General features: G+C 73.1%; 14 protein-coding genes. 11 read left to right on the top strand and 3 right to left on the bottom strand.

The features are described 5' to 3' along the window. Window positions 1-20: 20 nt before the first annotated feature. Entirely contained in the window at window positions 21-377 is a 357-nt protein-coding gene (locus Sru02f_RS17065; RefSeq protein ID WP_003978264.1) for a PRC-barrel domain-containing protein, read from the bottom strand. Between the two features lie 183 nt (window positions 378-560). Between Sru02f_RS17065 and Sru02f_RS17060 the strand changes: the two genes are divergently transcribed. From Sru02f_RS17060 to Sru02f_RS17050, 3 genes are all read left to right on the top strand, one after another. Next, window positions 561-914 (top strand): STAS domain-containing protein, encoded by a 354-nt coding sequence (locus tag Sru02f_RS17060; protein ID WP_109030873.1) that lies wholly within the window; start codon window positions 561-563, stop codon window positions 912-914. Beyond that, window positions 911-1,840, top strand: coding sequence for an anti-sigma factor RsbA family regulatory protein (locus tag Sru02f_RS17055; RefSeq protein ID WP_109030872.1), 930 nt, complete (start codon window positions 911-913; stop codon window positions 1,838-1,840). Before Sru02f_RS17060 ends, Sru02f_RS17055 begins: the two co-directional genes overlap by 4 nt. Window positions 1,841-1,969: 129 nt before the next feature. After that, window positions 1,970-2,815: an RNA polymerase sigma factor SigF gene (locus Sru02f_RS17050; RefSeq protein WP_109030871.1), complete on the top strand. Its 846-nt coding sequence runs from the start codon at window positions 1,970-1,972 to the stop codon at window positions 2,813-2,815. A 14-nt stretch (window positions 2,816-2,829) separates the two neighbouring features. Here the strand turns inward: Sru02f_RS17050 and ku are convergent, their stop codons facing one another. Continuing rightward, window positions 2,830-3,867 (bottom strand): non-homologous end joining protein Ku, encoded by a 1,038-nt coding sequence (ku, locus tag Sru02f_RS17045; RefSeq protein ID WP_109030870.1) that lies wholly within the window; start codon window positions 3,865-3,867, stop codon window positions 2,830-2,832. 250 nt (window positions 3,868-4,117) lie between these two features. Here ku and femY point away from each other — a divergent pair, with 250 nt between their 5' ends. Continuing rightward, window positions 4,118-5,239 (top strand): peptidoglycan bridge formation glycyltransferase FemY, encoded by a 1,122-nt coding sequence (femY, locus tag Sru02f_RS17040; protein ID WP_109030869.1) that lies wholly within the window; start codon window positions 4,118-4,120, stop codon window positions 5,237-5,239. Window positions 5,240-5,284: 45 nt separating this feature from the next. Further along, window positions 5,285-5,986 carry a type 1 glutamine amidotransferase gene (locus tag Sru02f_RS17035; protein ID WP_109030868.1) on the top strand — a complete coding sequence of 234 codons (702 nt, stop codon included), beginning with the start codon at window positions 5,285-5,287 and terminating at the stop codon, window positions 5,984-5,986. A gap of 64 nt (window positions 5,987-6,050) precedes the next feature. Here the strand turns inward: Sru02f_RS17035 and Sru02f_RS17030 are convergent, their stop codons facing one another. After that, window positions 6,051-7,244, bottom strand: a complete 1,194-nt coding sequence (locus Sru02f_RS17030; RefSeq protein ID WP_109030867.1) for a GDSL-type esterase/lipase family protein — start codon at window positions 7,242-7,244, stop codon at window positions 6,051-6,053. Window positions 7,245-7,440: 196 nt separating this feature from the next. Between Sru02f_RS17030 and Sru02f_RS17025 the strand changes: the two genes are divergently transcribed. From Sru02f_RS17025 to Sru02f_RS17000, 6 genes are all read left to right on the top strand, one after another. Then, entirely contained in the window at window positions 7,441-8,376 is a 936-nt protein-coding gene (locus Sru02f_RS17025; RefSeq protein WP_109030866.1) for a GlxA family transcriptional regulator, read from the top strand. 112 nt (window positions 8,377-8,488) lie between these two features. Next, window positions 8,489-9,463 carry a hypothetical protein gene (locus Sru02f_RS17020; RefSeq protein WP_109030865.1) on the top strand — a complete coding sequence of 325 codons (975 nt, stop codon included), beginning with the start codon at window positions 8,489-8,491 and terminating at the stop codon, window positions 9,461-9,463. A gap of 124 nt (window positions 9,464-9,587) precedes the next feature. Next, entirely contained in the window at window positions 9,588-9,875 is a 288-nt protein-coding gene (locus tag Sru02f_RS17015) for an SCO0607 family lipoprotein (RefSeq protein WP_109031448.1), read from the top strand. Between the two features lie 155 nt (window positions 9,876-10,030). Beyond that, on the top strand, window positions 10,031-10,903 hold the full coding sequence (locus Sru02f_RS17010) for a hypothetical protein (RefSeq protein ID WP_109030864.1): 873 nt from the start codon (window positions 10,031-10,033) through the stop codon (window positions 10,901-10,903). A gap of 119 nt (window positions 10,904-11,022) precedes the next feature. Then, a complete protein-coding gene (locus Sru02f_RS17005) occupies window positions 11,023-11,886 on the top strand; it encodes a DMT family transporter (RefSeq protein ID WP_109030863.1) in 864 nt (287 codons plus the stop codon). A 100-nt stretch (window positions 11,887-11,986) separates the two neighbouring features. Continuing rightward, entirely contained in the window at window positions 11,987-12,757 is a 771-nt protein-coding gene (locus Sru02f_RS17000) for a GntR family transcriptional regulator (protein WP_109030862.1), read from the top strand. The last annotated feature ends 6 nt before the right edge of the window (window positions 12,758-12,763 follow it).

Below are 12,763 nucleotides of genomic sequence, written 5' to 3'. Positions count from 1 at the left end.
CCGAGCACCCCCCACGGCCTTCAGCGGCGGCCGAGGCGGCGTTCGCCGCGGCTGCCCGGCTCGTGGGGCAGGTGGTAGTGGGCGAAGACCGCGCCCTCGTCCTCGGCGGCCAGCTCACCGTCCGGGTCGATCCCGGGGGCGTCCTTGACCAGGGATTTGTCGTAGGTGACCTTGAGGTAGGACGGTCCGACCGTGGCCTTGTCCACCGGCACGAAGACGAGCCGCCGACGGGTCGGCAGACCGATCGTGACCGTGGCGAAAGCCGGCCGGTCGGTGAGGGTGTCGAAGTAGATGGACTCCAGGGTCCCGATCTTGCGGCCGTCGTAGTCGACGACGTCGAGGCCACGCCAGTCACGAATGTTCTCGGCTTCAAACATGCCCAGTCTTCCCTTCCGACCTTCCGAGGACGCGCTCACTCTGCCGTGTTCCCCGATCCGCCCGACTGTCGCCGGTTTGTCCCCTCACCGGCGTACGACGCCCCGATCGGGATAGGCTGCCTGGCCGGAAGAAGTGCCCGGGCAGCCGACGTATGCCCGGCGGAGTTCCGAAGGGGATCGAGTGTGGATGGCACAGGCGCCGCGGGCGGCCCGGCCCGCACGGGCGGCGGTGTCCTGCTGGACGTGGGTCCGCTGTCCGGCCGTCCGGGCATCCGGGCCAGTGGTGAGATCAACGTGAGCACCAGACTCTCCTGGGAGACCGCCCTGACCGAGCTGTCCCGGCAGCACACGGACGTGTCCTACGTGGAACTGTCGGCGGTGCGGTTCGTCGACGTGGCCGGGGTGGCGGCACTGGCCGTCACGGCCATGAACCTGCCCGTCGGCCGCGTCGTGGTGGAGCGGCCGCCCCCGCAACTGCCACGGGTACTGGAGCTGTTCTGGCCGTCCCTGCACCGGATCGAGGTGGCGCCACGATGAGCACGGCGACCGCCGACGAGGCATTCATCCATCCGGCGCTGTTCTACCGTTCGCAGGCCGAGTACACCGACCGGACGGCGGCGTTCGTGCGGGAGGGGCTGGCCGCGGGCGAGCCGGTGGCGGTGGCCGTGCCCGGCCCCAACCTGGAGCTGGTCCGGGCGGGACTGGGCACGGACGCGCGGGACGTCACCTTCCTGGACATGACCGAGGCCGGACGCAATCCGGGGCGGATCATCCCGGGCGTGCTGAGGGCGTTCGCCGACGCGCACCCGCGGGTACGGGTCCGGATCGTCGGCGAGCCGGTCTGGGCCGGGCGCAGCGCCGCCGAGTATCCGGCGTGCGCCCAGCACGAGGCGTTGATCAACGCGGCCTTCGCGGGCCGCCGGGCGACGATCCTGTGCCCGTACGACGAGACCCGGCTGGCCGCGGACGTCCTGGCCGACGCCCTGGTCACCCACCCGACGGTCATCGCGGAGGGGAGTGAGCGGGTCAGTGAGGGCTACGACTGGCCGGCGGTCGTGGCCCGTTACAACGAGCCGCTCGGCGGCGCTCCCGACGCCGTCGTCCTGGCCTTCGGGCCCGGGGAGCTGCCCGAGGCTCGCCGCTTCGCGGTCGGCGTGGCCGCCTCGCTCGGACTGTCCGGGCGGCGGCTGCAGGACGCGGAACTGGCGGTGGCCGAGCTGACCACCAACAGCGTGGTCCACGGCGGCGGCAGCGGAACGGTGGCGGTCTGGGCCGAGGCGGGGCAGGTGGTGTGCGAGGTCCGCGACGCGGGACGGCTCACGGATCCGCTCGCCGGCCGACGGCCCCCGGAGCACGGGCAGATCGGTGGCCGCGGCCTCCTGCTCGTCCACTACGTCGCCGATCTGGTGCGGGTTCACACGACCGACGAGGGCACCGCGGTCCGCTTCTACCTGGGCGTCTGAGGCACCGGTCCGGACCCCGCGCCAAGAGTTGCGGTACTCCGGCAGGTGTGCGAGGCCTGACCCGGGGTAGGCGATCGGTCGTCGGCCGACAAGGTGACAACGACGACCGATCCACCGGGAGGGCACATCATGACGACGACGACCGCGCGAGCCACCGACCATGCCACGACGGACATGCCGGAGATCGCGGACCCGTCCAAGGTGGCGCCCAGGGACGCGCGGGAGTTGTCGAAGCTGTTCTTCGAGCAGCTCACCGTGGTGGAGGAAGGCACCCCCGAGCACCAGTACGCACGCAACACGCTCATCGAGATGAACATGTCCCTGGTCCGCTTCGCGGCCGGCCGCTTCCGCAGCCGCGGCCCCGAAGAGATGGAGGACATCGTCCAGGTCGGCATGATCGGCCTCATCAAGGCCATCGACCGGTTCGAACTCACCCGCGAAGTCGAGTTCACCTCCTTCGCCGTGCCGTACATCGTCGGAGAGATCAAGCGGTTCTTCCGCGACACCTCCTGGGCCGTACACGTCCCCCGACGCCTCCAGGAAGCACGCGTCCAGCTCGCCCGCGCCACCGAGGAACTGCGCAGCCGCCTCGGCCGCACCCCCACCACCCAGGAACTCTCGGAACTCATGAGCCTGCCCGAGGACGAGGTCGTCGAGGCCCGACTCGCGGCCAACGGCTACAACTCCGCCTCCCTGGACGCGGCCATCAACGGCAGCGAGGACGGCGAATCCGCCCTCGCCGACTTCATCGGCACCGACGACGCCGCCCTCGCCCTGGTCGACGACTTCCACGCCCTCGCCCCCATGATCGCCGAACTCGACGACCGCGACCGGCAGATCATCCACTGGCGGTTCGTCGAAGAACTCACCCAGAAGGACATCGGCGAACGCCTCGGCGTCTCCCAGATGCACGTCTCCCGACTCATCTCCCGACTCCTCGCCCGACTGCGCGAAGGCATGCTCAGCACCACCTGAGCAGGACCCGGGTCTCAGGCCGCGGTCGTCGTCTTCTTCCGGCGGCCGCGGCTGCCGCTTTCCCTGCCGCGGCCGTGGCCGCGGTCGGTGAGCGCGTCGACGAGTTCCTGGCGGCTCATCCTCGAGCGGCCCGCGATGTCCTGTTCGGTGGCCCGCCGGTACAGCTCGGCCTTGCTCAGCTCCCGCAACCGGTCCCGCTCGGGCGGGGTCCGGCGGGAGGGCGCGGTGGCCTTCTTCCGCGACCCGGCGGACCGCTTGCCGCCCGTGCCCGCGCCCTTCGCCTGCTCCAGGCTGCCGCGCAGGACCTCCATCAGGTCGACGACGTCGGTGGCCTTGGGCGCCTCCTCGGCGACGGCGACCTCCTCGCCCTCGGCCTTGGCCCGGACCAGCTCGCGGACCTTGTCCTGGTAGGTGTCGCGATAGCGGGCGGGTTCCCAGTCGCCGCTGAGGGCGTCGATGAGCCGCAGCGCCATGTCCAGCTCCTTGCCGCGGCCCACCCGGTCGGACGGCAGTTCCGGAAGCTCCTCGACGGGGTCGCGGACCTCGTCGGCCCAGTGCAGCGTCTGGAGCAGCAGGACCCTGTCCTCGGCGCGCAGCGCGGTCAGGTACTGCCGGTTGCGCAGGACGAAGGTGGCGACCCCCGCCTTGCCGGTGTCCGCGAGCGCGGTGCGCAGCAGCTCGTAGACCTTGAGGTACTCCTTGCCGCGCGGGGCGAGGTAGTAGGTGCGGCCGAAGTAGACCGGGTCGATCCGGTCCAGGTCCACGAAGTCGGTGATCTCGAGGGTGCGGGAGCGGCCCGGCGCGATCTCGTCGAGTTCCTCGGGCTCCACGACGACGTATTCGCCCTCGCTCACCTCGTAGCCCTTGACGATGTCCTCGGCGCCGACCTCCTTGCCGGTGCGCTCGTTGACCCGCCGGTTGCGGATCCGGTCCGAGGTGCCCCGCTGCAACTGGTGGAAGTGGACCGTGTGGTCCTCGGTCGCCGTGAACAGACCCACGGGCACCGAGACCAGCCCGAAGGTGATCACACCCGTCCAGATCGCCCGCGCCATGGCCTCCGCTCCGTCCGTCCCGTCCGTGCCCGTCGCACCGCCCGGTCCCGCCACGCTGCCATCCGGTGGGCGGCCCCGCGCGCCGGACGGAGCACCCGGGTGGCCGGGCGGACGACAGCGCGCGGATCGGCGTCCGTCGTTGTTCCCTGTGAGGTGTGCGGGCCGGCGAGCGCGCCCGCGTCCCGGCCGCCTCACCGCTGAGCAGCCACACCGTCGCACCGTCGAACGAAGCCGAACAGAGGGACACCTTATGAGCTGTCGTCTGCAGCCGATCACCCGCGAGGAGCATCTGCGCTTCGTCGCGGCCCGGCCTTCCGTGAGCCACCTCCAAGTCCCCTCCTGGGGCGACGTGAAGCCGGACTGGCGGGCGGAGAGCCTGGGATGGTTCGACGAGCGCGGCGAGCTGGTCGGCGCCGGTCTTGTACTGCTGCGGCCGCTGCCGCGCCTGAAGCGGTACCTGGCGTATCTGCCCGAGGGGCCGGTCATCGACTGGTCGGCGGACGGTCTGGAGCGGTGGCTGGAGCCGATGCTCGCGCATCTGAGGGGACGCGGCGCGTTCACGGTGCGGATGGGGCCGCCGGTGGTGGCGCGCCGCTGGAGCGCCGACGCGGTCAAGGCGGCGATCGCCGACCCCGGGGCCCGGCGGCTGGGCGACGTGGAGGCGACCGAGCACGAACCCGGGGCCGACGACCTCGCCGAGCGGCTGCGGCGGATGGGCTGGCGGCGCACCGAGCCGGGCGGCGCGGACGGCTTCGCCGCGGGCCAGCCGCGCCACGTCTGCCAGGTACCGCTCGCCGGACGGTCCCTGGAGCAACTCCAGAACGGCTTCAACCAGCAGTGGCGGCGGAACATCAAGAAGGCCGACAAGGCCGGTGTCAAGGTCGTCCGGGGTGACCAGGAGGACCTGCCCACCTTCTACGAGCTGTACGTGGAGACCGCCCGGCGGGACCGGTTCGCGCCGCGTCCCCTCGCCTACTTCCAGCGGATGTGGCAGGCGCTGACGGCCGAGGACCCGGACCGCATGCGTCTGTACCTCGCCCATCACGACGGGGAGGTGCTCGCCGCTGCCACGATGCTGACGGTCGGCGAGCACGTCTGGTACTCCTACGGCGCCTCCACCGTCCGTCGGCGGGAGGTGCAGCCCAACAACGCCCTCCAGTGGCGGATGATGTGCGACGCCCGTGAACTGGGCGCGGCCGTGTACGACTTCCGCGGCATCACCGACACCCTGGACGAGGACAACCACCTGCTGGGACTGCTCCGGTTCAAGGTCGGCGCGGGCGGACAGGCCGTCGAGTACCTCGGTGAGTGGGAGTATCCACTGAACAGGGTGCTGCACAAGGCCGTGGCCCTGTACCTGGCGCGCCGCTGAGCCGGCGCGACGCCGGGTCCGGACGAGGTGGGGCGGGGTGGGGAGATGGCGCGGCTCTTGGTGGTGCAGAACCATCGAGGCGGTGGGGCGGGCCGGTTCGGTGACTGGCTGACCGCGGACGGGGTGTCCCTGGACGTGGTGCACGCGTACGCCGGTGGGGCCCTCCCCCGGCGTCCGGAGCACGACGGCGTCATGGTGCTCGGCGGTGGCTACCTGCCCGACGACGACGTGCGCGCCCCCTGGCTCGCGCCCACCCGGGCCCTGGTCGCCGAGGCGGTGGACCGGGGTGCCCCGGTCTTCGGGATCTGCCTCGGCGGGCAGCTCCTCGCCCGGGTCGCCGGGGGCACGGTGCGTGGTGAGCACGGCCGGCCGGAGTTCGGCAGCACCCCGTTGACGGTGCGCGCCGAGGCCGGTGCCGATCCGCTCTTCGGCGGGCTGCCGGAGCGGGTGACGGCGATCGAGCACCATGTGGACGCCGTCACCGCACTGCCGCCCGGCGCGGCGTGGCTCGTGTCGAGCGAGGGGTGCCCGTACCAGGCGTTCCGGGTCGGCGAGCGGGCGTGGGGCGTGCAGTTCCACCCTGAGGCGACGGCGGACCGGGTCAGGTCGTGGGACGCGGCCAGGCTCGAGGCCCTGGGGCTGGACCCGGTGGAGCTTTCCCGCCGGGCGGAACTCGACGAGCCCGCCGCAGCGGCGGTCTGGCGCGAGGTGGCCCGGCGTTTCGCCGCGGTCGTCGCCGGGTCCTGAGCCCCGGCGCACGAGGACCGGGCCGTGAAGACCGGGCCGGATTGCGCAGGCCGGGCCGTGCGGCTCAGTCGCCGAAGGCGCCCCGGTCGGCGAAGGCGCCCCGGTCGGCGAAGGCCAGCTCGGCGAAGCGTTCGCCGATCAGGCGGTGGGTGGCGGCGTCCGGGTGGATGTCGTCCGGCAGGGGCAGGTCCGCCGCGTCGGCCTGTCCGTAGAGCTCGCGGCCGTCGAGGTAGTACAGGTTCTCGTCGTCGGCGGCCCGCTCCGACACGATCCGGGACAGCTCGTCACGGATGACGTTCAGGGTCAGTTTCCCGCTCGCGCGCTCCGCCGGGTCACCCGTGGCGACGAACCGGAGCCGGCCCTCGGCGAGGCCCGAGAAGTCGGGGGCGAGGGGACCGGGGGTGTCCTCCTGTACGGGGCACAGGATGGGCGAGACGACCAGCAGCGGGGCGGTGGGGTGGCCCTCCCGCACGGTGTCGAGGAAGCCGTGGACGGCGGGGCCGAAGGCGCGCAGACGCATGAGGTCGGCGTTGACCACGTTGATGCCGATCTTCACGCTGATCAGATCGGCCGGGGTGTCGCGCATCGCCCGTGCGGTGAACGGGTCGAGCAGGGCGCTGCCGCCCAGACCCAGATTGATCAGTTCGACGCCGCCGAGGGAGGCCGCCAGGGCGGGCCAGGTGGTGGTGGGGCTCGCGGCGTCCGAGCCGTGGCTGATCGAGCTGCCGTGGTGCAGCCAGACCCGGCGGCCGGGGTCGGGGGCGGGCTCGACGGGGGCGTCGGTGCGCAGGGCGACGAGTTCGGTGGTCTCGTTGTGCGGCAGCCAGATCTCGATGTCCTTGGTGCCCTCGGGCAGGTCCGCGAAGCGGAGGGTGCCGACCTCACCGGGTTCGACGGCCGCGGCGCCGGTGGTCATGTCGATGGTCAGGGTGTTGCCGCCCACGACAGTGCCGCGGCCCGCCGGACGGCCGTCGACGAGCAGGTCGTACACGCCGTCCGGACGTGGCGGGACGCCGACGTAGACCCGCTTGGTGGGCAGGGTGTCCAGTTCGAGGACGGTGGCGCGGGTGCGCAGGGCCAGGCGTACGCCGGAGGGCTGGGACTCGGCCATGGCCAGCTGGCCGTCGTTGTTCTGCGCGCGGGCCCTGGCGGGCAGCCGGTGGGGCAGCAGACCGCGCTCGGTGCGCTCCACGTCGAGGGCGCCCCGCAGCAGGTCCCGGGTGAGGGGCGTGGTGATCCAGTCGTCCGTGGTGTGCATGTCGCCTCCGGCGGTGGTGCGTCTCGCTGCGTAGCGTCTTCCTTTTTCGATTGTGCATTAGCCTAATTGTATTAGGCAAATTGCTTAGCGTGATAGACGGGTGGTTCGGTCGGCCGCCTGTGGCGGGAGTGACAGCTTTCGACGGGAAAACGCCACGCCCACCGGTCACCGGCCCGCGAGGAGGTACTTTCCGGCCATGCACACCGTCGCCGTTCTCGCGCTGGACCGGGTGATCCCGTTCGACCTGTCCACCCCGATCGAGGTCTTCTCCCGTACCCGGCTGCCCGACGGCCGTCCCGGCTACCGGATCCGGGTGTGCGCCGAGCGCCCCGAGATCGACGCCGGCGCGTTCACGCTGCGGGCCCCTTGGGGGCTGGACGGACTGCGGGACGCGGACACCATCGTCGTGCCCGGTACGGCGGCCGCCGACCCGCTCTCCCCGGCCGTCCGCGAGGCGCTGCGCACCGCGGCCGGGAACGGCACCCGGATCGCCTCCATCTGCTCCGGCACCTTCCCGCTGGCGGCCACCGGGCTGCTCGACGGACTGCGGGCCACCACCCACTGGACCGCCGCGGCGGCCCTGGCCCGCGCCCATCCGGAGGTCGACGTCGACCCGGACGTCCTCTACGTCGACAACGGCCGCATCCTCACCTCGGCCGGTGCCGCCGCGGGCCTCGACCTGTGCCTGCACATGATCCGGCGGGACTACGGCTCGGCGGTCGCCGCACACGCGGCCAGGCTGTCGGTGATGCCGCTGGAACGCGAGGGCGGCCAGGCCCAGTTCATCGTTCACGACTATCCGCCCGTGCCGCGCGGCTCCGCCTTCGAACCCCTGCTCACCTGGCTGCGGGAGAACCTCGCCCGCGACCTGTCCCTCGCCGACATCGCCGCGCACGCGGGGATGAGCACGCGGACGCTGATCCGCCGCTTCCGGGAGCAGACCGGCAGCACCCCGCTGCAGTGGCTGCACCGCGCCCGGGTCCGCCAGGCGCAGCACCTGCTGGAGACCACGGAGCACTCCGTGGAACGCATCGCCGCCCAGGTCGGCTTCGGCTCGCCGACCGCCTTCCGCGACCGCTTCAAGCGCACCACCGGAGTCAGCCCGCACGCCTACCGGCGCACCTTCGGCTGACCGCGCCGCCGGCCCGGCACCGTTCCCGGGTGGGCCCCGCCCGGGTCGCGGGGCGGACCGCGTGAACGTAGACAGAGGGCATGGTCGTGTGCGGCGACGGAGGGTCGAGGTCATGCAGCGCAAGGGCGGGCGTCGCCGGGACACCGGCGCACCGGACGCGGGAGGGGTCGAGCAGATCCTGGACGAGCTCTACGGCACGCCGCCGTCCGCCTTCGTCCCCCACCGTGAGGAACGCGCCGCGGCCGCCAGAACGGCCGGCCGGAAGGAGGACGCCCGTCGTATCCACGCCGCCCGCCGGCCCACGCTCGCGGCCTGGGCGGCCAATCTCCTGACCCGCTCCCGGCCGGAGGAGACCCGGCGCTTCCTGGAACTGGGGCAGGCACTGCGCGAGGCACACCGCACCCTGGACGCCGCCGGACTCAAGGAACTCTCGGCACAGCGCCGGCGCATCGTCGCCGCCCTCTCCCGGCAGGCCGCACAGCTCGCCGGTGAGGCCGGGCACCGGCTGTCCCAGGCGGCGCAGCGGGAGGTGGAGTCGACCCTGCGCGCCGTCCTCGCCGACCCGGACGCGGCCGACCAGTGGGCCGGGGGACGCCTGGAGGTCTCCCTGACCCCGCCCGCGGACTTCCCCTCGGGCACGGCTCCGGCGGAACCGGCGCGGACCGCGGAACCCGAACCGGCGCCTCGCCCGAAGTCGCCCCGCACCGCCTCCGGAACCCGGGCGAAGGACGAACTCGCCGAGCGGCGCCGGAGACGGCGGGAGGAACTGGAGCGGGCCGAGCGGGAGGCGGAGCGGGCCGCGGGACACCTGCGGGACGCACGCGCCGAGCAGACCGGCGCGCAGGAGTCGCTCCACCGGGCCGACGACGAACTGGACCGGATCCGCGAGACGGTGGCCGCCGCCGAAGAGAAGCTGCGCGAGACCCGCGACGACCTCGACCGGGCCGAGCGGGGACGGCGGGCGGCGCGGGAGAGGCACCGAACGGCCGCGGACGCCGTCGCGGGGGCCGAGCGGGAGGCACGGGCGAGCGCACGCCGACTGGACCGGTTGGCCGGCCGCGACGGGTCATACGGCTCGTCCGATTGAGTACCCGTACTCATGAGGTGCTTCCCCCCGACGGGGGACGCTTGCCGCACCAGTCACCCACAGGGAGTCAACCGTGCGTACCAGCAACCCGGTTCACCGGCCGGCGGCCACGCCCCCCGTCCGCATGCGGCGGTCCGTTCCCGGTCTCGTCCTGGCCTGTGTCGCCGCCGCGGCCGTCCTGACCGGCTGCTCCATGGAGGAGGCCACCTGCGGCGGCGGTGAGTACCCGGTGCTGTCCGTCGGGGGCACCGGCAGCGCGTGTGTGCCCAACGGCGAGGAGCCGCCCGAGGGTTACACCCGCTACCCCGAGGGCAAGGTCCCGGAACACGTCGGTGACAAGTGGGACACCTACTGGCAGACACACACCGTCGACGAGCAGGGCAAGGTCGTGGAGGTGCCCGAGGGCGGGTGAACGAGGCGCTCCGCGGCCCGAACACACACACGGGGTTGCGGCGGCACATACCACGAGGGCGGCCATACGTGGTATACCGACTCGGCAGTGAACAGGGCAACAACCGGGGGCTGCGCGTCAGCCTTCACGGCCGCGAACCAAGGAGAGTCAACCCCATGTCCGAGAGCACGATGCAGTCCGCCACGGAACTGGCCTCGCAGTACAGCGTCCAGGTGACCGACGACCTGGAGCGCAACGTCAAGGAGCAGGAACGTGTCAGCACGGAGATCACGGCTCTCCAGCAGCAACTGGCCGCGCTGCAGCACGACCACGCCCTGCTCGTGAACATGCAGCAGGCCCTCGGCATCACCCCGCAGCCGGCCCAGACCGCGCCCGCGCCCGAGTCGGCCTCCTCGACCGGGGCGGCCACCGTGCCGGCGCCGCGCGGCAGTGCCGCCCCGCAGTCGGAGACGGCCGGGCGTACGCGGGGCAGGAAGACCACCACCGCGCCCAGGCGCGCCGCGGCCCCGAAGCCCGGTGCCAAGCCCGCCTCGAAGCCGAAGGCGAAGAAGGCCACGAAGTCCACCGCCACGGCCACCACGAAGGCCACCACGAAGGCCACCGCGAAGACGGACCCGAAGGCGGACCCGAAGCCGAGCACGAAGACCGGCACGAAGGCGGCGCCCGACGCGGTCAGCACGGCACCGGCCAAGTCGGCCGCCAAGCCCGCCGGCAAGCCCGCGGCGAAGAAGGCGGCGGCGCGGGCCACCGCCCAGCCCACCCTGGTGGAGCTGGTGCGCGAGCACCTCGTCGGGCAGCGGGAACCGCGGTCCGCCGCCGAGGTCACCACGGCGCTGAGCGAGGCCCACTCCGGACGCACCGTCAAGACCACGGTCGTGCGCACCACGCTCGAGGGTCTCGTCGCCAAGAACCAGGCGCAGCGCACCAAGCAGGGCACCTCGGTCTACTACACCGCCACCGAGGCCCCCGCGTCCGAGCCGAAGCAGGAGCCCGCGGCCGGGGCTCAGTCCACACGGAACGACAGCTGAGCGAGAGCTGAGCGACAACTGAACGCGAGCCGAGCGCGAGCTGCGCCGCCCCGCCGCCCCCACCGTTCCCGCCGGGCCGCGGGCGCGCGGCCGGGGGGATTCGGGGCGAGTATCGGTGGATGGGTGTTGTCCTGCCGGTGCTCTTCGCACTCCTCGCCGCGTTCAGCAACGCGCTGGCCACCGTGCTCCAACGGCGCGCCGCGCTGAGCGTGCCGCAGTCCCGGGGATTCCGCCCCGGGCTCGTCCTCGACCTGTTGCGGCGGCCCGTGTGGCTGGGCGGAATGCTGGCCGTCGTGGTGGCCGGCGTGGGGCAGGCGGTGGCCCTGGCGACGGGGCCGCTGTCACTCGTCCAGCCCCTGTTCGTGCTGGAACTTCCGCTGGCCCTGCTGCTGGCCTCGCTCCTGACCGGCAACCGGCTGCCGGAGGTCTTGTGGCTCGCCGTGGGCGGGGTGGTCGTGGGCTTGGGTGTCGCGCTCGCCTCGGCCGCGCCCGGGGGCGGCGAGGCCGAAGTGCCCCTGGACCGCTGGGTACCGGCCCTGGTGGCCTGCGCCGGGGCGGCCGTGCTGCTGGCCGCCGCGGGCCTCAAACGCCCCGTCGGCAAGGCCCGTGCCGGTTGCCTCGGCGCGGCCACGGCGGTGTGCTACGCGCTGACGGCCGGTCTGATGAAGGACTCCATGCGCGCCCTGGACTCCGACGGTGTGGTCGGCTTCTTCACCGCCTGGCAGACCTACGGATTCGCCGTGGCCGGGGTGTGTGCCGTGCTGCTGCTGGAGCACGCCATGCAGGGCGGCCCGCTCGTCGCCTCCCAGCCCGCCCTCACCCTGGGCGACGCGACGGTGAGCCTGCTGCTCGGCGTGGTCCTCTACCGCGAGGACGTGCGCGGCGACTGGTGGGTCGTGCCGCAACTGCTCGGGGTGGCACTGGTCGTCGTGGGTGTCCTCAGCCTGGCCAGGCGCGGGGCGGATCTGCGCACCGCGCAGTGAGCGCGCCGTGGCCCGGGTGGCGAAGTGCGCCGCGCTCCCCGCGAACCCGCAGGTCAGTCGTTTCCGCAGGTCAATGGGGGTGGCGTAACTTCGGCGAAACATGACTCGGGTTACCGTGAGCGGCATGGACCACCACGGGGGACGGCCGCGTGCCGAGCGGGCCCGGGCACTGGCCGACGCGCTGCGGCAGCAGATCACGGACGATGCCTTCGCCGACGGCGTGCTGCCCGACGAGCGGGACCTTGGCCGCCGGTTCGGGGCCTCGCGCAACGCGGTGCGGGACGCCCTGGCCCTGCTGCGCGAGGAGGGCCTGATCACCCGGCGGCGCGGGGTCGGGACGACGGTGCTGCTGCCGAAGTACGGGCACGGTCTCGACCGGCTGACGGGGCTGGCCGAGGAGCTGACCGGCCGCGGCACCGTGACCAACGAGGTGCGGGTCGCGGTGGAGGTGCCCGCGCTGCCCGACGCGATCGCCGCCCGGCTGGAGCTTCCGGCCGGGGCGGGCGGTGTGTACGTGGAGCGGCTGCGCCGGCTGGACGGGCTGCCGCTGTCGTTGGACACCAGCTATCTGACCGCCGACGTCGGCCGTGCCGTGCTCGCCGGCGACCTGCGGGACCGGGACGTGTTCGGCCTGATCGAGGAGGCCGCGGGCGCCCGGCTCGGGCGCGCCGAGGTGGCCGTGCACGCGGTCAACGCGGACCCCGGTACGGCACGGCTGCTGGGGATCGAGCCCGGGGCGGCGGTGTTCGCCCTGGAGCGGCTGACCCGGCTGGCGGACGGCCGGCCGGTGGACGCGGAGTCGATCCGGATCCGCGCGGACCGGATGGCCCTGCGCGCCACGCTGCGTCGTGGTGGGCCGCGGACCCCGTGAGAGGAG

It is taken from the genome of Streptomyces rubrogriseus, assembly GCF_027947575.1.
Classification (GTDB): domain Bacteria; phylum Actinomycetota; class Actinomycetes; order Streptomycetales; family Streptomycetaceae; genus Streptomyces; species Streptomyces rubrogriseus.
This window is presented reverse-complemented; position numbering and strand designations above follow the sequence as displayed.